This window comes from Bacteroidetes bacterium endosymbiont of Geopemphigus sp., from assembly GCF_002904345.1.
Taxonomy (GTDB): Bacteria; Bacteroidota; Bacteroidia; order Flavobacteriales; family Blattabacteriaceae; genus GSPS2-BC2016.
Map to the genome: position 1 here is coordinate 1 of NZ_PEIH01000003.1, position 23,062 is coordinate 23,062.

The 23,062-nt window shown below is 37.1% G+C and carries 20 protein-coding genes, 1 tRNA gene and 1 pseudogene; 10 read left to right on the forward strand and 12 right to left on the reverse strand.

The genetic code is table 11. The features are described from left to right. Positions 1-372 precede the first annotated feature (372 nt). The 3 genes from accD to tamL are packed head-to-tail and all read right to left on the reverse strand — an operon-like array spanning position 373 to position 4,943. On the reverse strand, positions 373-1,215 hold the full coding sequence (accD, locus tag CS842_RS00035) for an acetyl-CoA carboxylase, carboxyltransferase subunit beta (RefSeq protein ID WP_103326539.1): 843 nt from the start codon (positions 1,213-1,215) through the stop codon (positions 373-375). A gap of 39 nt (positions 1,216-1,254) precedes the next feature. Next, entirely contained in the window at positions 1,255-2,325 is a 1,071-nt protein-coding gene (gene fbaA / locus CS842_RS00040) for a class II fructose-bisphosphate aldolase (protein ID WP_103326541.1), read from the reverse strand. A gap of 59 nt (positions 2,326-2,384) precedes the next feature. Then, the gene (gene tamL / locus CS842_RS00045; RefSeq protein ID WP_103326543.1) at positions 2,385-4,943 is read right to left on the reverse strand and encodes a translocation and assembly module lipoprotein TamL; all 2,559 of its coding nucleotides are present in this window, start codon (positions 4,941-4,943) and stop codon (positions 2,385-2,387) included. A 68-nt stretch (positions 4,944-5,011) separates the two neighbouring features. Between tamL and CS842_RS00050 the strand changes: the two genes are divergently transcribed. From CS842_RS00050 to CS842_RS07290, 3 genes are all read left to right on the forward strand, one after another. Continuing rightward, positions 5,012-5,767, forward strand: a complete 756-nt coding sequence (locus CS842_RS00050) for a TrmH family RNA methyltransferase (RefSeq protein WP_103326545.1) — start codon at positions 5,012-5,014, stop codon at positions 5,765-5,767. Positions 5,768-5,804: 37 nt separating this feature from the next. After that, positions 5,805-8,456 carry a UvrD-helicase domain-containing protein gene (locus tag CS842_RS00055; RefSeq protein ID WP_103326547.1) on the forward strand — a complete coding sequence of 884 codons (2,652 nt, stop codon included), beginning with the start codon at positions 5,805-5,807 and terminating at the stop codon, positions 8,454-8,456. Positions 8,457-9,205: 749 nt separating this feature from the next. Then, positions 9,206-9,430, forward strand: coding sequence for an insulinase family protein (locus tag CS842_RS07290; RefSeq protein WP_265614109.1), 225 nt, complete (start codon positions 9,206-9,208; stop codon positions 9,428-9,430). 895 nt (positions 9,431-10,325) lie between these two features. On the opposite strand, the gene CS842_RS00065 is transcribed toward CS842_RS07290, so the two are convergent. The 7 genes from CS842_RS00065 to CS842_RS00090 form a co-directional block, all read right to left on the reverse strand. Then, positions 10,326-10,649: a hypothetical protein gene (locus CS842_RS00065; RefSeq protein ID WP_195909788.1), complete on the reverse strand. Its 324-nt coding sequence runs from the start codon at positions 10,647-10,649 to the stop codon at positions 10,326-10,328. Between the two features lie 159 nt (positions 10,650-10,808). Next, positions 10,809-10,931 (reverse strand): hypothetical protein, encoded by a 123-nt coding sequence (locus CS842_RS07295; protein ID WP_265614108.1) that lies wholly within the window; start codon positions 10,929-10,931, stop codon positions 10,809-10,811. A gap of 693 nt (positions 10,932-11,624) precedes the next feature. Then, positions 11,625-12,530, reverse strand: coding sequence for an ABC transporter permease (locus CS842_RS00070; protein ID WP_241518385.1), 906 nt, complete (start codon positions 12,528-12,530; stop codon positions 11,625-11,627). 74 nt (positions 12,531-12,604) lie between these two features. Further along, a complete protein-coding gene (locus CS842_RS00075) occupies positions 12,605-14,101 on the reverse strand; it encodes a sugar ABC transporter ATP-binding protein (protein ID WP_103326555.1) in 1,497 nt (498 codons plus the stop codon). 12 nt (positions 14,102-14,113) lie between these two features. Then, positions 14,114-15,055: a substrate-binding domain-containing protein gene (locus CS842_RS00080; protein ID WP_195909789.1), complete on the reverse strand. Its 942-nt coding sequence runs from the start codon at positions 15,053-15,055 to the stop codon at positions 14,114-14,116. A 138-nt stretch (positions 15,056-15,193) separates the two neighbouring features. Continuing rightward, positions 15,194-16,666: a mannitol dehydrogenase family protein gene (locus CS842_RS00085; RefSeq protein WP_103326559.1), complete on the reverse strand. Its 1,473-nt coding sequence runs from the start codon at positions 16,664-16,666 to the stop codon at positions 15,194-15,196. Between the two features lie 15 nt (positions 16,667-16,681). Then, on the reverse strand, positions 16,682-17,581 hold the full coding sequence (locus CS842_RS00090; protein WP_103326561.1) for a carbohydrate kinase family protein: 900 nt from the start codon (positions 17,579-17,581) through the stop codon (positions 16,682-16,684). A gap of 133 nt (positions 17,582-17,714) precedes the next feature. On the opposite strand from CS842_RS00090, the gene CS842_RS00095 reads away from it, so the two are divergent. Further along, positions 17,715-18,041, forward strand: a complete 327-nt coding sequence (locus CS842_RS00095; protein WP_103326563.1) for a nucleotide pyrophosphohydrolase — start codon at positions 17,715-17,717, stop codon at positions 18,039-18,041. Between the two features lie 3 nt (positions 18,042-18,044). Next, positions 18,045-19,286: a 3-phosphoshikimate 1-carboxyvinyltransferase gene (locus tag CS842_RS00100; RefSeq protein ID WP_103326566.1), complete on the forward strand. Its 1,242-nt coding sequence runs from the start codon at positions 18,045-18,047 to the stop codon at positions 19,284-19,286. Position 19,287: 1 nt separating this feature from the next. Here CS842_RS00100 and CS842_RS00105 read toward each other — a convergent pair whose 3' ends face one another. After that, positions 19,288-19,974: a C40 family peptidase gene (locus CS842_RS00105; RefSeq protein WP_103326568.1), complete on the reverse strand. Its 687-nt coding sequence runs from the start codon at positions 19,972-19,974 to the stop codon at positions 19,288-19,290. A gap of 248 nt (positions 19,975-20,222) precedes the next feature. Between CS842_RS00105 and CS842_RS07050 the strand changes: the two genes are divergently transcribed. The 5 genes and pseudogenes from CS842_RS07050 (at position 20,223) to CS842_RS00130 (ending at position 21,900) form a co-directional block, all read left to right on the forward strand. Beyond that, complete coding sequence (locus CS842_RS07050) at positions 20,223-20,300, forward strand: hypothetical protein (protein WP_241518388.1); 78 nt, start codon at positions 20,223-20,225, stop codon at positions 20,298-20,300. A 394-nt stretch (positions 20,301-20,694) separates the two neighbouring features. Beyond that, positions 20,695-20,967 carry a 30S ribosomal protein S20 gene (rpsT, locus tag CS842_RS00115; protein ID WP_103326570.1) on the forward strand — a complete coding sequence of 91 codons (273 nt, stop codon included), beginning with the start codon at positions 20,695-20,697 and terminating at the stop codon, positions 20,965-20,967. 4 nt (positions 20,968-20,971) lie between these two features. Continuing rightward, positions 20,972-21,043: transfer RNA gene (locus CS842_RS00120), tRNA-Glu, on the forward strand. A gap of 23 nt (positions 21,044-21,066) precedes the next feature. Further along, a pseudogene (gene rpsT / locus CS842_RS00125) lies at positions 21,067-21,340 on the forward strand (30S ribosomal protein S20). Between the two features lie 251 nt (positions 21,341-21,591). Then, complete coding sequence (locus CS842_RS00130) at positions 21,592-21,900, forward strand: hypothetical protein (RefSeq protein WP_146037402.1); 309 nt, start codon at positions 21,592-21,594, stop codon at positions 21,898-21,900. Positions 21,901-22,286: 386 nt separating this feature from the next. Here CS842_RS00130 and CS842_RS06695 read toward each other — a convergent pair whose 3' ends face one another. Beyond that, complete coding sequence (locus tag CS842_RS06695) at positions 22,287-22,460, reverse strand: hypothetical protein (RefSeq protein WP_195909790.1); 174 nt, start codon at positions 22,458-22,460, stop codon at positions 22,287-22,289. Positions 22,461-23,062: the final 602 nt, after the last annotated feature.

Sequence of the window (23,062 nt, forward strand, 5' to 3'; positions counted from 1 at the left end):
GTCTTCAAAAGGAACGCTCTCGTTTGGAAAGCTAGGCGATTTTTATAATTTTGTAGCTTTTATTTCCGCCCCCGCCCAGGGGCGGATTTAGCTAAAAAATATAACCAAAAGATGATCCACGCTATTTGTTTATTTCTCGGGGATATGGGGTTACTTTCATTATTTTCTATTAAAGATGAAGCACTGATTTTCCTTCCTGCGATTCTTCTTTGTTTTTGTTGATCCAGTATAGTAGGTATGTCTTATGTGTTATTAGCCTATAGGCGCTTGGTTGAACGGGAGATCCTCGAAACGCTACTCGATTAATTCGCGCATTGCTTATCCGAAAAAACCCGATGAGAAAAATATATAAAAGCTTTCCTCTTAGAAAGATTATTTAGAGGTCATTGATATAAATTCGGAGATACTTTTCTTTAATTCGTTTCGATTGCAGATAATATCTATGAAGCCATGCTCAAGTAAAAATTCGGCGGTTTGAAAGCCCACAGGTAAGTCTTTTCCTATAGTTTCTTTGATCACACGAGGCCCTGCAAAGCCAATCAAAGCTCCTGGCTCAGAAATATTAATATCTCCCAGCAAGGCATAAGATGCAGTTACTCCTCCGGTGGTAGGATCGGTTAATAATGAGATATAAGGTAGCTTAGCCTGAGAAAGACGACTAAGCATTGCTACAGTTTTAGCCATTTGCATAAGGGAATAAGGAGCTTCCATCATACGTGCTCCTCCGGATTTTGAAATCAATAAAAAAGGACATTTCTTTTTGATAGCCTTTTCAATAGCTCTTTTGATTTTTTCGCCCACAGCAGATCCCATAGATCCCCCTATAAAAGTAAAGTCCATGCAAGCAATTACTATTGTTCGGCCATCAAGCTTTCCAAAGGCTGAACGCAGAGCTTCCTTAAGACCGGTTTTCTTCTTAGCCTCCTGAAGTCGTTCGCTATATTTTTTAGAATCGATCCATTTAAGAGGATCTTCTGAGGATAGATCGGTATCAAATTCTTCAAATTCACCCTCATCAAAGAATATATCAAAATACTCGCGGCTGCCTATTTTGACATGGTAACCATCTTCTAAACTTACATAAAGATTTTTCTTTAGTTCCTGAGTATCTATAATCTCCCCGCTGGGAGTTTTATACCAAAGGCCTTTGGGAAGGTTTTTGCGATCTTCGCTGGGGGTCAGAATATTTTTCTTCTTCCTTAGAAACCAAGCCATAATTGATGATTCAAGCAGAAATCGTTACGCACTGGGTAACTACTCAAGCGTATGAATATTGTTGAGATTTTTGAAGGCTTTTTTTAAACGCGCTTTAAAGCTTTTTTCTCCTTCACGAAGCCATATGCGAGGGTCATAAAACTTTTTGTTGGGTTGCTCTTTTCCTTGAGGATTCCCGATTTGTCCTTTTAGATAGTCTTTTTTTTCATTCATATAGTCGCGTATACCACTCATAAAAGCATACTGTAAGTCGGTATCAAGATTCATTTTTACCACCCCATAGTTAATAGCTTCTCTGATTTCTTGTTCTGAAGATCCTGAGCCCCCATGAAACACGAAGTAAATCGGTTTTTCAGCCGTCTTGTATTTCTTTTGAACATAAGTCTGAGAATGCAGTAAGATCTTTGGACGCAAGCTCACATTTCCAGGTCTGTAAACACCATGAACATTCCCAAAGGCCGCCGCTATGGTGAAGTTTGGACTGATTTCTAATAATTTTTCATAAGCGTAGGCTACTTCCTCAGGTTGGGTATAGAGCTTATTATTATCTACATCCATGTTATCCACACCATCTTCTTCACCTCCTGTGATACCTAATTCTATTTCTAGCGTCATATTTAATGCGCGCATGCGTTTTAAATAGTCACGGCATATATCTAAATTTTCCTCAAGAGGTTCTTCTGAAAGGTCAAGCATATGAGAGCTAAAAAGCGTTTTCTTATTACATTTATAATATTCTTCACTCGCTTTTAGCAAGCCATCTATCCAGGGTAAGAGCTTTTTAGCGCAATGATCGGTATGTAAAATCACCGTAGCACCATAAGCTCTAGCCAATTCATGTATATGCTTAGCCCCAACGATGGCTCCGAGAATTGCGGCGCGTTGACCTTCATTGCTCAATGACTTTCCTGCATTAAAAATCGCTCCTCCGTTAGAAAATTGGAGAATAACAGGAGCTTTAAGCTCTGCGGCGGTTTCTAAAACTGCGTTAATTGTATTGGATCCAGTGACATTTATCGCCGGAAGCGCAAATTGAGCTTCTTTAGCGTATCCAAACAGTTCTTTTACTAAAGTTCCGGTAGCTACCCCTGCAGGAAATTTCTTGGACATGGCTTTGTAGTTTACTTTTTAAAGGATGTGGCAAATATAGCAAAAACCCCTTCGCATCCTTAAAAAGGATAGCTTATACCGAAATTGATGACAGGATTTAATAGATTTAATTTGTTAAAAACCCATCTGTTTTCCTCAGAATCTGATGGATCACGCAGTTTATAAGCAAAATCCAAACGTGCGATAACGAATCTCAAATCATAACGAAGCCCTAAACCCGCTCCTAAAGCCAGTTGCTTATAAAAACTATTCCATCTAAACCTGCCTGGATCTACAGTGGAATTGACATTACTCCCTTCTTCTTTTAATGACCATATATTACCTGCATCCAGAAAAAATGCCCCATAAATCTTTGAAAATATATTAAGACGATACTCTGCGTTCATGGTTATTTTGAAATCTGAAAAGGCTAGATCTCTTGAATCATCATGCGTTCCTCCAGGTCCCAGTTCATAAGCGCGCCAGGCGCGGACATCATTAGAGCCGCCTGCAAAATAACTCCGGTCAAAAGGAAGCTCACGGGAATTCCCGTAAGGAACCGCAACGCCAAGAAAGATACGCGAAGCTAAGGTTTGCGCCGGGGCAAGTTGCCAGTGTTTTCGAAATTCCAGATCAACTTTTACAAATTGTGAATAGGGCACTTTAAATAAGGTGTAGGCTTGTTCGCCGTTCGTATTTATTTTCTTCAGCGAAAAGCGTTTTTTAAGCCATGTAAGCAAATTGCCTCCGGTTTCTATTTTTCCGGAGAAAAAAATCGGATGAATGATATATTTATTTCCATCATTTCCGTATTCATAATTGTAACTGAGTGAATGAATAAGATAATCGCTGGTAATCCGTCTTTGTCGACTTTGCATTCTCTCGTATTCTATGCGAGTCTGATCACTGAGATTGTCATTTTCTTTCTCTAAATCGTAACGATTTTTTATGGCCTTGTCGTTATCATAAAAATCAAAGTAATACTTTTTTTCAAGATTTTGAATAAACTCAGCATTTAACAGACTGAATCGGTGCCGATAGTTAGCGGAGCTTTTCCATTCATATTCAATTCTTCCCAAGATATTCATCCTTCCTATGCCGATATTTTTCTGCCGGGTTAGGTTTATAAGTATCCACGAGTGTGGACTATAGTTTTTGGGCACGATAAATTCACTATTCAAGGGAAGAAGAAACCGGGGAAAGCTAAGTTTAGCCTGTGCTGCCGCTTCCAAGGAATTGAAATAGTCTTGGTTTTTTGCCGAGGTCTTTTTCATAGAGGCGAGATTGCCTTTTAAGGATAATTCAAGATTTTCCGCTCCTCCGAAGATATTGCGCGTAAGCAAGGCGATCCCAGGTGTAATACCCAAATTATTCGTTCGTGAAAAATTTCCCTCGAAAGAGAGCTGTAGTTCATATTTCTTATTTGGGTTTAGCTCTATATTTACATCTAAGGCAGGATTCTGCTGAGTAGATTCTTCACTTTCTTTTATAGAAAACGCTCCGATATTAAAATTCTTAAGGTTATAAAGATTATCCCTAGCGATAAGAACATCTTGTAGTTTATATAACCCCTTAGGTTCAATTACCAAAGCCCTTGAAATTGCGTCGGGCTTATATTTTAAAGTCCCAGGTAAGATCATATCATAGCCCTTATAGCTAAGGGCTTCTGAAGCCTTGTGTAATTCGTTCTGAATAATGATTTTGATCTGATTAAAGTGATAGGGGAGATGTGGAGCTGTTTTTATTGAATCGTCATCTTTTTTAGCAAGGCTTTTTTCCTTTACGTGCATGATCACTTGTGCTTTATGCTTGCTAAAAGTGGAGTCGATTTCAAATTCCACCTCATCCTTTGAATAATTAAAGTTATAGTATCCATAATTCTCATAAATATTTTTCATCCGATTGAGCTCTTTTTCGAAATCCTTTGTGTTGTATATTTTTCCTATCTTAACTTCGCTTTCTTTTTTGTATTGAAGATAAATTTTTTCCAATTCTGACTCTTTAAATCGATATTGTATATCTCCTAAGGTATAAACTTGACCTCTTTGCGTGTTATAAATAACTTTCCCTTTTTTATCTTTTAAATCAAGCGTGGTTTTTGTGCGCACATCAAAAAATCCCTTTGAAAAATAGGCGGTCTCAATAGCCTTGGATGAAGCTTCCACAAGGGCTGAATCTATAAGAATAGGTTTGTTTGAGTTTCTGAATACAAACTTATCCCACCATAAACTTTTTCCTGCATACTGACCCAGTCCATATTCTTGCAAGAGACTATCTAGTAGTTTAGATTCGTCTTTTTTGCGCAGGGCCTCAGGAATATTATTGTAGAGATTATCAAAGACATTTTCCAATTTTGGATTGGAAATATTATAGAACATCAGACCCAATGGTAAAAATCCAAATGTTTTATTAGGCCGAAGCTGTACATATTCGTTAAGATTGGAAAAGTACCGTCGTTTTCCATTTTCTTTAAAAATATTTCCTGTGAGTAAATACTTTCCTTGAGGTACTCTTTTGGTAAGATTGCAAGCGGCCAAAAGCAGGCAAATGCTAACTATGAATGAATTTTTACAGAGCTTTCTTTTCATCATAGGATAAAAGTCTGCACAAATATATATTTTTCGATTGCCGCTTTTCATTTATTTGTTTGTGTCATTTTTTTTATAATGTATATAGATGTGTAATTTCATCGCCTGATTTTCAGTATATGATCACTAAATCCCAAAAACAACTTATAAAATCGCTCAGACATAAAAAATATAGGGAGCTCAATGGCTTATTTGTTATAGAAGGGCTTAAGTGCGTTCAAGAGGCGATTAAAAATGATCTTCCTCTCACACAGATTTTTTGTACGGATAAATTTTTCGATTACTTCAAAAAACAAACTGAACTTACTGTTTTTATCAGCGAAAAAGAAATGGAGCAGATTAGCTTTCTGACGCATTTTTCGGGCGCTCTCGCGCTTTGTCGTTTGTCGGACTCCCTACCTATTCCGATTTCGGGCGAACCAAAGCATTGGAATTTAGTACTTGATGAAATCTCAGATCCCGGCAATCTTGGAAGTATTCTTCGACTTGCCGACTGGTTTGCTCTGCCTACTCTGTGGATTTCGAAAAATACAGTCGATGTTTACAATCCTAAAGTTATCCAATCTTCTATGGGTTCTTTTTCACGTGTGCGAGTTTTTTACACCGATTTAGATAAGGTTTTGAGTCAAACTCATTTGCCTATTTGGGGGGCCTCTTTAGAAGGAGATAATATTTACCACCAGTCTTTTCCTGAGTCGGGTTGGCTCATTATGGGCAATGAGTCTCGCGGTATTTCTCCAGGTCTGCAGAGGTATATTTCCAAAAGGGTAAGCATTCCCAGGTTTCATCCGAAATCGACTGTTGAGAGCTTGAACGTCGCCATGGCTACATCTGTATTTCTAAGTGAACTTCGTCGCTGTATTTTTACAAGATAAAACCTCTTATCTTAAGGATAATTATTTATTTTTTTAGATGTTATCGCATGCTACATTAAGTGTTTACGAAGCGTCAGCTGGAGCAGGAAAAACCTATTCCTTAGTTAGAGAATACCTTGCTTTGGTTTTGGCCTCGCAAGATTCATACACTTTCAAGAATTTACTCGCTATTACCTTTACCAATAAAGCAGCTTTTGAGATAAGAGTGCGCATTTTGGAAAGTTTACGAGAGATTTCAGAGCCCGCGATGGCGCCCTATCATCCATTTTTTGAAGATTTTTTAAAAGAATTTAATTGCTCTCCCATGCAATTGATTAGTAGGGCCGCGGCGGCGCTTAAGGCCATTTTACATACATTTTCTGATTTTTCTATAAGTACAATAGATAAGTTCACTCATAAGATCGTTCGCGCCTTTGCGGCAGATCTTAATTTGGCTCGCAACTTTGAATTGGAAATAGACAGTCATTTTTTACTTCAAGAGGCTATCGAGAGGTTTCTTTCAAAAATGTCTCCTGAGTGTCCGGTAAGCATTTTTTTAGTTGAATTTTCTTTTGAAAACCTTCAGCAAGGGAGGATTTGGGATCCCAGCGCCGCACTTTTAGAAACCACTTCCTTGTTGCTAATGGAGGAAAGCGTTGTGCCTGTGCAAAAGCTCAAAAGACACACGCTTTCAGATTTTATTCGTCTAAAAAAGCATCTTACTTATAAGGTGGAGCTTTTTGAAAAAAATATTACCCGGCAAGCGAAAAACGCGCTTAATTTTCTTGAAGAAAAAAATATTTCACCTCATTCTTTTTACCATTCCGATTGGCCCAATGCTCTTAAAAAACTTATTAATGGCAAGTTTATGGTAAGTCCTTTTGGCAAGCGCTTAAAGGAAAGCATGCTTTTAGGGAGGCTTTATTCCAAATCTTGTAATGACGTCTCTCAAAAACAGTTGGTCGATAGTTATGCGCAAGAGATTTTGGAATATTATAACTCCCTTTTAAATTTTTATAAGAAAAACTTCTCAGAATATTTGAGCGCTCGTGTTTTTTTAAGAAATATCTCTGCTTTAGCTTTGCTTTGCGAGATAGATAAGGAACTCAGTCTTTTAAAAAAAGAAAAGGATTTAGTGTTTATAGAAGAACTTAATCTACATATAGCTCAATGGATTAAGCGCGAATCGATCCCTTATATATATGAACGCTTAGGCGAGCGCTATACTCATTATTTTATTGATGAATTTCAAGATACCTCTTTAATGCAGTGGGAAAATTTTAAACCCCTGATTGAAAATGTGTTGTCTGAAAACGGAACGGCTATGATCGTAGGTGATGTTAAACAGTCCATCTACCGTTGGCGCGGCGCTTATCCTGAACAGTTTCTTTTCCTCTCTCAAGAGAATCAAGAGTCTTATCGTAAGGAAGTACACTGTCTTAAAAAAAATTTTCGTAGCTTACGAAATATCATCTGTTTTAATAATGAACTCTATTCTAGCGCTTCGGAACTTCTTTCTGAAGCGCTTTATCAAGAAATTTACCGGCAATGCCCTCAGGAATCTGTAGAGAAAGACGAGGGTTATGTCGAGCTCAATTTTCTCCATTCCGCTGATAATAAGTCATATTATGCCATGACCTTTGATGAAATACAACAGCGTATAAAAGGTTTGTTAATGCAAGGATATGAATGTCGCGATATTTGTTTGCTGGTTCGTAAAAAAAAACAAGGCGCCTTCTTAGCAGAATCTCTTATGGGTTGTCAATGGCCGGTGATCTCTTCTGAATCTTTGCTTTTAAAGAATGCATGGACAGTAAAGATTGCTCTGGGCTATCTTCAAGTACTTTCACGTCCTGAGGACAGTGACTTGCGTGTTGACTGGTTATTGTTGCTTTTGCAATACAACTTACTCAAACCTCAGGGGGATTCTCATCTCTTTCTTCAGACTCTTACAACATTGTCTTTTGAAGACTTTTTTAAAGAACTTAACAGAGAAGGGCTCTATTTTCAAGGCTATTTGGGCTGTGGATATTCGCTATATGAATTGTGTGAGGAAGTTATAAGGATAGGTCAACTTAATGTTTCAGAGGGTGCGGCCGCGCTTCATTTTTTTCTCGATGTGGTATATCGTGCTATGAACAAAGGACTTTTTACGCTCTTAGAATTTCTTGAATGGTGGCATCAAAGGCAAGATAAAGAGCGTGTTATTTTTCCTGAATCGCTTAACGCTATAAGTATTATGACTATTCATCAAGCAAAAGGATTGCAATTTCCGGTGGTGCTTTTACCTTTTGCCGATTGGGAAGCTCTTGAAGAAAAAAAAGGAGGTTTATGGCTGGAGGTGGATCCGAACGGATATGAAGGGTTTGATCTTCTGTATGCTAATACAAACGCTTCGATGAAATCTTTTAAAGGGAAGCTTAAACAAGCTTATGAAGCTTATTTATCTCAGGTGCAGTTCGACCATTTAAACCTTTTATATGTAGCTACCACGCGCGCTATAGAACAATTATTTATTTTTTCTCGCCAATCAAAGTCCCAAAGCTCTACCGTAACATTTTATCTGGAACATTACTTGAAAACAAAATCTTTCTGGGAACCCTCTAAGGAGATTTACAAGATAGGTTCATCAGTGAGAAGTTCAGAAAAAACATCATCGATAATTAATCAAGAGACCTTGCCTTTGATATGTGCTCGTAAGACGATTTAAAAGAATCAACTGATAGCACTGTCACAATAAGCATATTCTATATAACTAAGTATCTTTTTTAGATCACTTAAACCTTTATAAAATAAAGACTTCATTTTTATTTCTGATGAGATAAAATCCGTAATTTTTCTACTTTGATTTCTTTTAAAAACACTTAGATCATAAACGGATATTTGGTTAATTCTCCTGACCAAAAATCAAGCGCTTTCTCTGATATATGGTACTAAAAGGCCTTTTTTCTTCTTGTTATTAAAACAATAACATCTATCAGTAGTATTTGATCTGAGTCTTTCGTAATATTCAAAACCTTATATTTAGTACGCTTAAAAAATCAAAAGTCCGTGGCTACTTTGTAAAGGCTTTTATGGAATATAAAAACTATTGAAAATGTATACCTCAATTACTATTAATAAAGTGCCATACGTTAGTTCAAAAAAATATTCGCTTTTTTACTACCTTAAAAAAATTAACAAGTGATATACTTATATAAACATATAGCTAATATTTACATCATTGAAATCACTATGTGTTATGAATATAATAAATAACTTATAATAAATAATTAAATTAGTATTCCATTTAAATATCATGTTTCATGAGCGCCATAAAGAGGTTTTGCACGTCATTTTTAGTATTTATCCTTTGCTTTTCAATGCAAGAGGCTCAGAATCATCTTGATCTCGAACGACAAACAGATAAAAACGGCTATGCTTATGATTATGTAAAAGGGGACCCCCACACATATAAGGGTGTATTTGCTCAAAAATGAATTAAAGGTTTATCTCTCGAAAAACCCTGGTCAATCTCAGATTTGCGCGTGTATAAAAATAAACGTGGATTCAGCTGATGATCCTCATGATCATACAGGTCTAGCGGATTGTCTCGAACACATGCTTTTTAAAGGTACTGATCAATTCGGAACTAGACATTATGAAAATCAGGCGTCTTTATTGGAGAAAATCCCTCAGGCTTAACAGGCAAAAAGAGTTGAATCTTAAAAAAAAGAGAAATTCTATCGCAAGAGAGACTCGCTCTCTCAAGAAGCGTCCAAATACTCTTGGTTTGCTCTCAAAACTTAAGTATGACAAAAAGCTTCTGGATGGTTTATTCGTAGATAAATCCTAATAATCTCTCATTATTATTCTTAATAGTCTGATTTAAAATAAGTCAAAAAATAAGGAAATATTACGACGTAATGTACCTTTGTTTTTTATAACAAATCGGGTAACTCTCTCTTGTATTTTATTATTAAATATAATGTCAGAAGCTCTATGATATGAACTGATAGGCTTGCAAATATTCTTCAAATGGGAAACGATATGTGATAAAAGATTCGGTATGAATTTTTCTCTTCCGATAAGAATCAGACGGCTTCTTCATAATCTTCATCTCTATATATCAACTTCCTGTAAGCTTAATCTCGTGTTTACCTACTATGGGTCATATTTACTCTTGAAGCCCGTTCATATACTCCTTATAATACTATCTCTCCTCCTTTTTCTATCTTGCTTATAAGCGCACTCAGAGCATTTTCCGCGCTTACTGCTTCAAAAGGCCACTTGGAAGTCTTCTTTTTCAAATTCTTTTTGAATGGCTTATTCAAAGCTTAATTTTTAATTAACGCCCTCTTCAATACCACATCGTACGGCTATCTCAAGCCTGAAATCGTTAAAATAAGTGATCATCACTTCTTTAACCCATCATCGTATTCGTTCACATTGCGCCATAAGATTTCAAATAGGTTTGGCTCCAGAGATCATTACGTTTTCCTTTAACGGGTTCACCCTCTGTAGCGCGTGCGGCAACGGATAAAGGTTCTACCAGCGCCGCTTACTTGTAATTGATATACTCAGGTGTAACCATTACACGCTATTGAGGCACCACAAAATACTCTTCTACGCAACCTGGAGCTTGGAAAGCTTCTACCTTAAGGTCTTTACAAATATTATAAAGGCTATTTACAGGGGTTGCATTTATCTCATACCTATTCGGAGGCGTACTGTGAATTTCATACCTGCTTGTAGTAATCATAGAGATCTTATCGGTAAGCTCATAATCAAAAGAAACCTTGCCGGAGAAGTAATCTTTCTTATTTTTTCTTATTTTCTGTATCCAAGTTTCCATGGGATAAAAAATATTAGATTTCTCAACAACCGCTTCATTTCCCATTTGTGCATCAGCGTTTAATAACAAGCGTATTTTCCCTTTTTGATAAGAAAAAATATTGCCTAGAGTATACATTGGATATGTGGCTTGAGTATAATATAAGACGATAGCCCTGAATCTATTATTCTATTCGTTTTTTATCCTTTCTTATGTTTGATATTGATTATTCCGCTATTGCCTTCGGCTTCATCCTCTTGCCAGAGGTGTGGTAATGACCTCTATGCTTTGCATATCATCAGCGGAAATGCTTTTGAGATGGTTGCTTAGGTCTTCTTTAGAAGGGTTCAGTGGACGATCGCCAACTATCAAACATCACATTGCTTTTACCTATCATGGTAATGTTATCATTTTGAACCATGATATTCGGTGTTACTTTTAAGGCTTCCAGCGCATCTCCTGAAATTTCCGAAATAGAATTTTCTATGGTTAGAACTAAACGATCCTCTTTCAGTACGATAATTTTTTTTAGTCCTCAATGTCACAACATCATCGGAATTTAAGCTAGGATATACATTTATAATTCCTAAGTCTGTAGGGGCGGACACTTCTATGATATATCTACTTTCTGTCACAATATCTAACTAAGAGAGAAATGAAAGTTAAGGGACTTTTATTAAAAATCGTATGACATTTATCCTGCCAGCGAAAACAGTACTTTGTCTTTTCAACAATATCGAGATATTTTTTACCCCTCAAGTATCGATCGATAGGAAAATATTTTGGTAATTTTTCCTTATGCAATACAAAATACAACATCTTTTTTTTCAGTTTAATATGTCTTTATTCTAATGATCTTATCTTATTTTTTTTACAATTTTAGTTGTTAAGTTTTTTAAATGAATCTGATATATTAATAATAGTATGATTAATTTTTAATATGTATAATAGGTAGTGCATGTTGCATGACATTAACTAGTTTCGTGAGTAGAAAGGGATCCCGTTTCAATCTTCTATTTATTTTTTAGATCGAAATTGTACCTTGTTTTTATAGTTAACTTATTATTAATTGTGATTACTTTTTGATTGAAATTTTTGCAACAATACAGCGAAAATAATAATGACTCCCTTGATTACTTGCTGTGGATAGGCCGGAATACTTATAAGATTCATAATATTTCCGATCATTCCTAAGATGAGCACCCCGAGCAGTGTATTGATCGCTGTTCCTTTTCCTCCTTGTAAACTAGCTCCTCCGATAACCACAGCCGCGATAGCGTCTAGTTCCATGCCTACTCCGACGATAGGCGATCCTACACCTGTTCGAAAGGTAGTTATAAGTCCGCTTAGGGCTGCAAGTCCTCCGGAGATGGCATAGACGCTAAGCTTATGAATTCCCACCCGAATTCCTGATAGTCGTACAGCTTCTTCATTGCTGCCTATGGCGGTGATGATACGTCCAAAGATGTGATGGCGTAACAATAGAGCGCATATTACAGAGATTACCAGAAAAATCCACACCGGATAAGCAATTCCGAGCCAATACCCGCTGCCAAACTCTATAAAAGCGGAAGCCTCGTCGGCTAATAATATCGGAGCGCCATTAGAAAATATGAAACCAAGTCCGCGCGCGATGGTCATCATCGCCAAAGTAGCAATAAAAGGCGCCATTTTATGAATCGCTACCAGGTATCCTGAAAAAGAGCCTACCGCAATACCTGATGCTACAGAAATCAAGAGCACTATAGATAAAGGTGTTGTTGAAGAAAAAACCGCACACAGCACGCCAGCCATTGCCGCTATAGAACCTACCGAGAGATCGATTCCCCCAGTAATAATTACTAAAAGCATACCTATACTCGCCAAGCCTATACCTGCTACTTGTCGCGTAAGATTTGATAGATTAGTTTGAGTAAAAAAAACTTCCGATACATTTGCCGAAATGATAAGTATCAAGAAAAAAATAATCATGGTGTTGTGTTCTATAAAGAACATTGTTGTTCTTTTTAAGAATTTTCTCATCAATTTCAGATGTTCACTATATTTCATTGTCCCATTGCCTTTCTAAGAAGATTTTCTTCTGAAAAATCTTTTTGCTCGAAAGCAGCCTGTATTTTTCCTTCGTACATAACGAGTATGCGATCGCAGATTTCCATGAGCTCAGCTATTTCCGATGAGACTATTAGCAGAGCTACTCCTGTTTGGGCCATTTCATTAAGGAGCTGATAAATTTCCGTCTTGGCTCCGATATCTACCCCCCGGGTAGGTTCGTCGATAAGCAGCACTTTTACATGAGGTGTGAGCCATTTGGCCAGGGCTACTTTTTGTTGATTTCCACCGCTCAGTGCCTCTACTTTTAAGTTTTCGTGCTTTGTTTTAATGGAAAGTTTTTGTATGAGAGCTTTGGTATTTTCTTTTTCTTCGGCGGCTTTTATAAAACCTGACCGGTGACTCAACTCATCCAAAGAAGTTAAGCTAATATTATTTTTAATCGAAAGATTGAGCAGTACCCCTTGTTGTTTTCGATCTTCAGGCACAAGACCTAATCCTGATTTAACGGCTTTCCTGAGCGAACTGAAAGAAATTTTTTTGTCTTGTAAAAAAACATGTCCGCTTGATTTTTTGTCAGCTCCGAATATTGCCCGAAGCGTTTCGGTGCGTCCGCTTCCTACCAATCCGGATAACCCGACGATTTCTCCTGATTTTACTGAAAATGAAACCTTATGCACTCTGTTTTTTGAGCTAAGCTCTTTTACCTTTAGCACTTCCCGTCCTATTTTAGGCGTTCTTTGCGGATACATCTGTTTCATGGATCGGCCCAACATACGTTGTATAATATCGTCTTTATTGGTTTTACCCGAAGGCAAGGCTTCGCTCGAGAGCCCATCTTTCAATACAGTGATATTATCCGATAATCTTAAGACTTCATCCAGGTGATGGGAGATGTAGATTATAGCCAAGCCTTCTTTTTTGAGCTCTCTAAGAATCTGAAAAAGTTTCTCGGTTTCTTTTGGTCCGAGTACTGCTGATGGTTCATCAAGAATAAGGACTTTCAAGGGCTGGCACAGCGCTTTGGCAATTTCTACGATTTGCTGTTCTGCAATGCTTAATCGGTGAATTTTTTCTCCGGGATTTATGTCAAAACCTATCTTTTGAATCAGCGCTTTGGACTTCATTCTTAACTCTCTCCATTGAATATAACCGCTTTCCCTTCCCAGATCGTGCAAATAGATATTTTCAGCCACCGAAAGCGCAGGAACTAAAGAAAATTCTTGGTAAATAATACCAATACCTAAAGCTTTACTTTGATGAGGATTTTTGATCGACACCTCACGCCCATGGAGTAGGATTCTCCCGCTATCCTTCTGATGAGCTCCCGAGAGAATCTTCATCAAGGTTGATTTACCTGCTCCATTCTCCCCTACGAGCGCATGAATTTCTTCGGATTTTACCTTAAGCGTAACCTTTTTTAGCGCACGTGTTCCTCCAAAGCTCTTGGATATATTTAGCAGCTCTACACAGTAATTTTTGAATTTATCCATGAGATACAAACTTTAAAAAGCAGCCTTCGGATCATAGTATTTGTTAACATTCTCTTTTGTGACCGCAATCGCCGGGCTGTGGATGAGTTTGGGTAAATCTCTTTCCCCCTTTAGATACTTTACGGTCAGGTCTAAAATAATCTCCCTAAGAGCCTTGGGGCTATTGACAGATGTAATTCCTAATTTTCCTTGCTGAATCATCTGATAAGCCTCTTTTTGCCCGTCAAAGCCTATGGTAAGAATTTTATCGGTTTTTCTTGCCTCTTCGATAGCTTTGATTGCGCCCATGGCCATAGCGTCGTTTTCGGCAATAAGTACATTAAGATCCGGATGTGACACTAGTAAATCTTCCATAGCTTTTAAACCACCATTGTTAGACCAATTTCCCCAGCCTTGACCCAGGATCTCAAGCGAGGCTTTTCCTTGTGATCGTAATTGTTGTTCAGTGATGCCGCGAAAAACTCCCTGGCGTTTTTCCTTTCCGATTTTATTCCCCTGTGCGCCGCTGATCACTACAGCTTTGATGGGCTTATTATACATTTTTTTAGCAATCCAATTACCAATAAGCTCTCCGTTTTTTTGATTATCCGCTTGCACTGAAGTAATATATTGAGCTTTCTCATCGATATAGCTATCTACCACAAATACCGGAATACCTGATTTGGATGCGTCATTTATAGCAGGAATCAAAGCTTTGTAATCCAGTGGATTGATGATAAGCGCGTCTATACCCTTTGAAAGAAGGTCTTCTACGGCAGCTATCTGCTTAGTAATATCTCCTTGCCCGTCAGCTGAAAAAAAGCGCATCCCCATAGCCTCGGTCTTTTTTTGAATTACCTCAGAGAGCACAACATAAAACGGTCCGTTTAATAAAGGAGAGCAATAGCCTATTTTAAATCCGTTAAGGTCTTTAGCTGACGAAGATGAGGTGTTTTCGCTAGTTGTTGTATCCATAGTTTTTTCTTTATATTTATTTTGACAGCTTATAAAAAACGATAGTAAAAAGCCTATAAATAATAGCTGAATGAATTTGTGAAATTTCATAAAAAAGAAGTATTGCGCGAGAATATAAGTTTCATAAGTTCAAATTTTTCATAAGGTGATTTTTTCTAAAAGTTCGATGCTATCGCATTTATAAAGCGCTTTTTCATATTCAATATATTTTTTTATAAAATCCGGATACATTGTAAGCTGAATATTTTCAAATATTCCTCCCTTTAAAAACTCTTTCGCTTCAGCTTGCATAAGCTTTCTTATATCTTCTTTCTGAAGATGCGGTTCAGATTTTATAAAAGTTGAATCTAATGATTTATTTCTTAATAAAAAATGTTTATAGCAAGCCAAAAGATAGGCCATATTATTTGTGTTAGATTTTGTCTTCAGACATCCTGATAATGTAGGAAATACAAATACAGGTAATTTAGAAGCTCCGTCAAAACAGATCCTTTCGAGTTGATCCTCTAATTGAGGATTGCTAAATCGTTCCAATATTTTTTCTATATATTCTTTAAGATTGAGTCCCCGTGGACTCTCGAGCAAAGGAGCAGCTTTTTCTCTCATGAAACCTCTTAAATACTCTCTAAGCTTTGCTTCTTGCATGGCTTGGTGAACATACTTAAAACCTCCTAACGTAGCCGGATAAGCAAGCATGCTGTGCGCGGCATTCAGCAATCTTAACTTGGCCAGCTCGTAAGGAGTTACATCTTCAGTAAATAGCGCACCGGATTTTTCCCATTGAGGACGTCCGGCACAAAAACGATCTTCAAGAACCCATTGAATAAAATCTTCACAGAAAACGGCCGTTTTATCCTCAATTCCATAATTTCCTTCTATGTATCGACGATCTTTTTCACGAGTAGCTGGCGTGATTCTGTCGACCATACAGCTGGGAAAGCTTAAATTTTTTTTCATCCAATCGGCAAGCGCCTCATCCTTAGCTTGAGCAAAGGAAAGAAAAGCTTTTTGCGTTATCTCACCGTTGCATTGAAGATTATCGCAAGAGAGTAAGGTAAAAGGGCCCACACCGCTTTGTCGTCGTCTTTTTAACGCTTCGATCACCAGTCCAAAAACCGTTTTGGGCTGATGAGGATATTTTAAATCATGCTGAATATCAGGATTCAAAAGATTAAAAAACCCTGAACGGTCTATATTGTATCCTCCTTCGGTAATAGTTAAAGACACGATTTTAATCGAGGAATCTGCAAGACGCTCTATGGCTTTTTCTGGATCATCGGGCATAAATAAGTATTCAAGTATACTTCCTATGACAGATGTGCTTTTATAGCCGTCGGGTGCGCACTCGGTGAGTGTATAGAGTTGTTGTTGTTTTATGAAGGCTTCAGAAAAATCTCTGTCTTTTGGTAAGATTCCTATGCCACATATACCCCAATTCTGATGTTCTTCCAAAGAAAGGCATTTATGGGTGTAAAAAGCCTGATGCGCCCTGTGAAAATTACCTACCCCTAAATGCGCAATACCCACACCTAGAGCGGAGCGTCTATAATCCGGTGTTTTAAGCTCCGAGATCAAATGGGACTGAGAGAGATCTTCTGAGATCTTACGCATAGTCAATATATGGAGCTAAATTTGATGTTTATGCCGGAACGTTTTTAAATCCTCAAAGCTGTAATCTGGACAGGCCCCTTCTTTCGTGGTTATAAAAGCTCCTAGTAAAGTACCTTGATCCATAGCCTCGTCAGCGAATTTTCCCTCGATGATTTTAGAAAGAAAGCCTGCCAGAAAAGCATCTCCACTACCTACAGTGTCCTTTACCTTAACAGCTATACCTGATCTATCGTAGGTGGCGTCCATAGCATAATAAGTTGCACCATTATTTCCTTTGGTAATAAGTATTTTGTCAATTTTGAAATGCTCTTTAATATAGCTTACCGCATCGTTCTCGACAGATGATTCAGATTTTATCCAAGATATAACTTCCTGAAGTTCTGCAAGATTCATTTTAACCAAGTCAGCATTTTTCATCAAATCTTTAATAAGAGTTTGCGTATAAAAAGGAGGACGAAGGTTAACGTCAAATACTTTATAAGACGCCTGCTCAAGCAATGCATAGAGGGTTTTTTTTGAGCAATCATTACGACCTGTAAGACTTTGAAATACAAAAGCATCAGCTCTTTGAACATAGATTTCCTGCGCTTTTTCTTTAGTTATAAAATCCCAAGCTACCGGCGCTATAATTTCATAATTTACCTCATTATTGATCGTATCTACCTTAGAAATAACTTCTCCTGTAGGGTAATTCTCATCGACTCTGCAAAACTCATGACTTATCCCCCACTCGTCGATGATTTTTAAAAGTTTTTTCCCGAGCATATCCTTACCCACACGACTAATAATATGACTGTCAATGCCCATTTTTTTTAAATGATAAGCTACATTTAACGGAGCACCTCCTGGTTTTAATCCCGAAGGGAATCTATCCCATAGAATTTCTCCGTAGCATATGATTTTTTTAGCCGACATATTGATTTTTTTCGCGGAATTTTAGTTTATTGCTTTGTATCTTTTATTTAGTGCCTAAAATAGAAAATAATTTATCTTAATTTTATTAAGGATTAGAAAATATCTTATTAATTTTCCTGTCATTAAATCTGTTATGAATATTAAAGACGTGCAAAAATCGGTTGATGATTGGATCATTACCCACGGTTTTCGCTATTTCGATGTACTTACCAATATGGTACAGCTTACTGAAGAAGTAGGCGAGGTAGCCCGAATCATTGCCCGGCGCTACGGAGAGCAATCTGAAAAGGAAAGCGATAAGAGAAAAAATCTCGGAGAAGAACTCTCCGATGTACTTTTTGTTTTGCTATGTTTGGCAAATCAAACAAATATTGATCTTTCCAAAGATTTTTATGAAAGACTTCAAGCTAAAGCTAAGCGCGATCATAACCGACATCACAACAATGAGAAACTGAAGTAGTTAATGGCTTATTTAAAATTGTATAAGGCCGATGCTTTTTTAAAAGGAGAAGTTTCGATAGCAGGCTCCAAAAGTGAATCGAATCGCTTACTTATCCTTAAAGCGCTTTTCCCTGATAGCATCTTTATTGAAAACCTCTCTACCTCAGTTGATACATGTGTATTACAGAGTGCTCTTTCTACAGAAGGGACTTTGGATGTTCATCATGCTGGAACCGCTATGCGGTTTTTAACGGCTTATTGCGCCGCTCAACTCAATAAAGTCTTTATAATAAAGGGATCTAAACGTATGCATGAGCGCCCGATAGCAACTCTGGTAAAAGCTTTGAGAAAACTTAGCGCTAAGATTGATTATCTCGAAAATGAAGGTTATCCTCCTCTGAGAATTTATGGGAAGCAAATCATCGGAGGAAGTTTGTCTATTGAGGCTGACGTGAGTAGCCAGTATATCAGTGCTTTGATGTTGACAGGAGCTATTTTTAAAGAGGGTTTACACCTTAAACTATCTAAAAAGATCACCTCTGCTCCTTATATTTCTATGACGTTAGAGTTATTGCGTAAAGTCGGTATTTCCGTTCTTTGGAAAGACCGTGAAATTTTTATAGAACCACTCACTACAACTCCTTCTAAAACAAAATTTTTCGTCGAATCTGATTGGAGTTCCGCTTCCTATTATTATTCTTTGGTCGCGTTTTCGGAAAAAAGCGATATTCATTTAAACGTTTATAAAAGGAAAAGTTTGCAAGGCGATCGAGCGTTAAAAAATATTTATAAACGTTATTTTGGAGTCCAAACTGTTTTTAAAAAACATGGCATTCACCTGAGCAAAGATCCCTTACAAACTCTACCTGCTTATTTTGAATGTGATCTTAACCAATGTCCCGACATTGCCCAGACCATTGCTGTAACTTGTGCCGGTTTAAAAATCAGATGTTTGCTCAAGGGTCTTGAAACCTTAAAAATTAAAGAAACGGACCGTTTGCGTGCGTTGCAAAACGAGTTGATTAAAATAGGAGTTCGAACATGTATTACAGAAAATTCTTTGGAAATTCTCCGGTTTGAAGAGGTGAGCGATATACCTTTAATTTATACTTATCATGACCATCGTATGGCAATGGCCTTTGCGCCTTTAGCCTTATATCGTCCATTAGTTATACAAGATCCGAAGGTCGTGGAAAAATCCTACCCAAATTTTTGGAGAGACCTTAAAAGTCTGGGGTTTTGTTTAGAAAATTATACTATATGAACTAATTAACGATTAATAAAGAAGGCATCTCTTTAACTTTAGTTGCCTCTAATCGCGTCTCTTTAAAAATACGTCGAGCCGTAACAAATCTCTTATTCCAATAAGGATCTTCCAAATCAGATACCATTACACCATGCGACCGGGAGGCATGTATAAAAGAAACTTTGTGGTTTTTTATCTCTAACACTATACCCACATGGGTAATCCCTCGCCTACGAGAGCAACTTCGATTTATAGAGAAAAATACCAAATCACCTTTTCTCATCTCATCTTTAGTTATGTGTATCCCTGATTTAGCTTGCATAGCAGAGACACGCGGTAAAAATTCATAAGGCTCAAAAGCTTGTTTTACAAGCGCGGAACAATCCATTCCACTTGGTGACTCCCCTCCATATCGGTAGGGAGTTCCAAGATATTCTTTAGCATTTTCAATGACATGATCTGTCAATACATTATTTGTGATATAAATAAGAGGAAACCTCCAGTTGTGGTTTAAATCTGTAAGAGTAGGGGGAAGTTCGTTGGATTCGATGCTTTTAATTTTTTCATAAGAAAGCGCTTCTCGATATTTCTTTTTGGCGATGAATCGGGGATAATCAATTCTACAGCTGCCGGCACATGAAGTTAAGATAATCGATACTGTAAAAGCAATCGTTGTCCGGCAGGGAAGTTTGATGTATTTTCTCATTCTTTTGCTTGTTTTGGAGATTATACAAGAATAATATAAAGCACTTAAGACAAAAATATGAAAAATATATTTTTATTTTGCACCAGGACTATTCGTTTCATAATAATAAAAAATAAATATTAATATAAATATAGAATAAATTCTAATATTTATATTAATTTGTAATTAATTAAATGTTATGAAACATAAAATAGTAGCTAACCTTACTAACTATATTTCTTGGAGGTTTCGGAGCACATAAGTTTTACCTGGGATGTTCAAAAATAGGCGTTTTATACCTTATCTTTTGCTGGAGTTTGATCCTTGGAATCATAGCTTTTTTTTGAAGGGCTTTTCCTTTTAGGAACGTCTGATAAGCAGTTTAATAAGAAATATAACAAAGGTCTTTCGGCTTGTCGTTCTTTTTCTTTTGAAGAGAATGTAAATCTCGATATGCAAGAAGCAAAATTAGTCCCGGCGACTGTTGGTAAAGAGAAATTATCTGCCAGAAGAAAATATACTTCAACTAAGAGTTCTTCTAAATCTGTTTTACAAGATAATTCTCAAGAAAAGTACTGACGAAAGACATGATGAGGAGCCAAAGATTTACAGATCCCGAACTTTTTATTTATTTATTTTACTTTATTGCGATGAAAATTTGGATTTCCCCGCTTTCTTTGTTTATTTTGCACTGGAAAGTCACAGCCCCTATGGGCTACGGAACAGGATTAAAATCATTTAATGGCAAACCATGCATCAGCGATAAAGAGGCTACGCCAGGACAAAGAACGTCGCTTGCGTAACCGCTATGATCACAAAAGCGCTCGAACCGCTTTAAAACAATTTCGTCAGGAACTGAGCAAAGCTCAGGAAGAGACAGAAAAAAAGGCTCTCATGGCAAATCAAGGAGTTTTAAGTTCGAAGCTTGACAAATTGGCTAAGAAAAACATCATCCATAAGAACAAAGCCGCCCATCTAAAGAGTCGTCTGGCTCGTGCTATAGCTTCGATATAAAAGCGGCCCATTCGTCTATCGGTTAGGACATCAGGTTTTCATCCTGAAAAGAGGGGTTCGATTCCCCTATGGGCTACGGAACAGGATTAAAATCATTTAATGGCAAACCATGCATCAGCGATAAAGAGGCTACGCCAGGACGAAGAATGTCGCTTGTGTAACCGCTATGATCACAAAAGCGCTCGAACCGCTTTAAAACAATTTCGTCAGGAACTGAGCAAAGCTCAGGAAGAGACAGAAAAAAAAGGCTCTCATGGCAAATCAAGGAGTTTTAAGTTCGAAGCTTGACAAATTGGCTAAGAAAAACATCATCCATAAGAACAAAGCCGCCCATCTAAAGAGTCGTCTGGCTCGTGCTATAGCTTCGATATAAAAGCGGCCCATTCGTCTATCGCTTAGGACATCAGGTTTTCATCCTGAAAAGAGGGGTTGGATGCCCTATGGGCTATAGCTTTATTTTGATAATCTTTTTCTAGTTTTGTAACTGAAATTTAAATCTTTTACATTATGAATTTTATCCTGATGATTCATCGCTATATAGCCTTCGTCTTACTTTTCCTTATGGTGTTTACAGTTTTGTATGTTTTTTACATAGCTCTAAATAGACATCAAAAAACAGAAAAGATGAGAAATTTTATCCTTGTTATGATCTCTCTTTTACATCTTCAATTGATTTTCGGACTTTTATTAACCATTAGATATCTTTTCTCTCTTTCAGATGCGGGTTTTTCCTTTAAAGAAGTCATGGGAAACGCGGCGGTGCGCTATCAAGCCTTGGAACATCCGGTGATGATGCTCATCGCCATAGCGTTATCTACAATTGCACATGTTTATTTAAAAAAGAGCGCTCATAATAAAAAGGCAGCTTTTTTACTCTTGATCGCTTTTGTATGTATGCTCGGACGTGTTCCTCTTGCTAAGATTTTTGCTTAATCTTTACAGATATGCTCATACCCACAAGAAAATGTGTTCCGGCTTGTGGAAAATAGTAAGCTTTTTTAGAAAAATAACCATTGTTCTCGTAGGGTGTATTAAGTAAGTTTTTGATTTGTAAATAGCTTTCTATTTTTCTGGTTTTTTTTAAAAAATGTCATACTTCATAAAAATATCATGCAGTAAGAAAGCTTTTAGATTTGCCTCGGGTCGATTTTCGTTGGTCATATTTTGCCTTCCTGTATATTTTGATTGCAAAGATGACTTCAATTTTTTTAAACATCTGCCAGAAGATACTATTAAAGGCTATAACGGAAGGAGGGATAAGAAATATCGCTTATATCCAAATAGCCTAAATTTCCATCAGGCCTGCTTGTATAATAAGCTTAATTTTTATTGATAATTAGCGGGATGTTACTTTGCCATGAACAGTTGGCCGTGGCATTGTATTTAGAATATAATTCTAGTCCCAGACGATAGCTTTTGCCGGAGTTTTTTTGAATGGGCACTCCGCTTATATATACCGCTCCACTTAAGACCATTTGGTCTTTATACAACATATAATAAGTGTTTGTTTGCCATGACCATTTGTTGTTTTTGTATTCTTAACCCAGTTCAAAATCATAAAGACGTTCTGTTTTAGATTTATTAATTTTATAATGATCATCTCTTTGAGGCTTGCGTTACGCTAAAGCGTAAGATATAGAGGCTTTATGTTGCTGAACAGATAGCTCAGACCTGTCTTGGAGTTGAGAAAACAAAATCGCTCGAAAATATTTATCAGGCCATAGCCTGCATGGGGAATATGTAGGTTATCGATATCAAATGCTTTGTAATTTATATACCTATATTATATATCTGCAAAACCGTAGATTTGCTTTGTAAAGCCATAAGTGACTTTCGTATAAGTTAAAAATTCTTCTTTTTTCCTATGGAAAGATAGTATTTTTTGTTATTAATCTGAATCAGAGGCAAATCGAACCAAAATGATCTTTTCAAAATGATTTCCTGTATACTGATTATAGGCTGTGCTAAATTGTATTTTCCAAAATTCTTTTTTGTAAAGCCAGTCTTTCTCTGTTTCTGTTATAAAATGAATAACTCGCTCCAAAAGCTCCCGTTCCGTTGGTGAAAATTCCTGATCTGCTTTAAATCTGTACGT

Excerpts from the sequence above, each read along its gene's own strand:
- CS842_RS00130 (WP_146037402.1), top strand. The coding sequence starts at position 21,592 with ATGAGAAATTTTATCCTTGTTATGATCTCTCTTTTACATCTTCAATTG.
- CS842_RS00085 (WP_103326559.1), bottom strand. The coding sequence starts at position 16,666 with ATGCGTAAGATCTCAGAAGATCTCTCTCAGTCCCATTTGATCTCGGAG.
- CS842_RS00070 (WP_241518385.1), bottom strand. The coding sequence starts at position 12,530 with ATGATTATTTTTTTCTTGATACTTATCATTTCGGCAAATGTATCGGAA.
- CS842_RS00050 (WP_103326545.1), top strand. The coding sequence starts at position 5,012 with ATGATCACTAAATCCCAAAAACAACTTATAAAATCGCTCAGACATAAA.
- CS842_RS00095 (WP_103326563.1), top strand. The coding sequence starts at position 17,715 with ATGAATATTAAAGACGTGCAAAAATCGGTTGATGATTGGATCATTACC.
- accD (WP_103326539.1), bottom strand. The coding sequence starts at position 1,215 with ATGGCTTGGTTTCTAAGGAAGAAGAAAAATATTCTGACCCCCAGCGAA.
- CS842_RS00055 (WP_103326547.1), top strand. The coding sequence starts at position 5,805 with ATGTTATCGCATGCTACATTAAGTGTTTACGAAGCGTCAGCTGGAGCA.
- tamL (WP_103326543.1), bottom strand. The coding sequence starts at position 4,943 with ATGAAAAGCGGCAATCGAAAAATATATATTTGTGCAGACTTTTATCCT.
- CS842_RS06695 (WP_195909790.1), bottom strand. The coding sequence starts at position 22,460 with ATGTTGTATAAAGACCAAATGGTCTTAAGTGGAGCGGTATATATAAGC.
- CS842_RS00100 (WP_103326566.1), top strand. The coding sequence starts at position 18,045 with ATGGCTTATTTAAAATTGTATAAGGCCGATGCTTTTTTAAAAGGAGAA.
- CS842_RS00105 (WP_103326568.1), bottom strand. The coding sequence starts at position 19,974 with ATGAGAAAATACATCAAACTTCCCTGCCGGACAACGATTGCTTTTACA.
- fbaA (WP_103326541.1), bottom strand. The coding sequence starts at position 2,325 with ATGTCCAAGAAATTTCCTGCAGGGGTAGCTACCGGAACTTTAGTAAAA.
- CS842_RS00090 (WP_103326561.1), bottom strand. The coding sequence starts at position 17,581 with ATGTCGGCTAAAAAAATCATATGCTACGGAGAAATTCTATGGGATAGA.
- rpsT (WP_103326570.1), top strand. The coding sequence starts at position 20,695 with ATGGCAAACCATGCATCAGCGATAAAGAGGCTACGCCAGGACAAAGAA.
- CS842_RS00080 (WP_195909789.1), bottom strand. The coding sequence starts at position 15,055 with ATGGATACAACAACTAGCGAAAACACCTCATCTTCGTCAGCTAAAGAC.
- CS842_RS00075 (WP_103326555.1), bottom strand. The coding sequence starts at position 14,101 with ATGGATAAATTCAAAAATTACTGTGTAGAGCTGCTAAATATATCCAAG.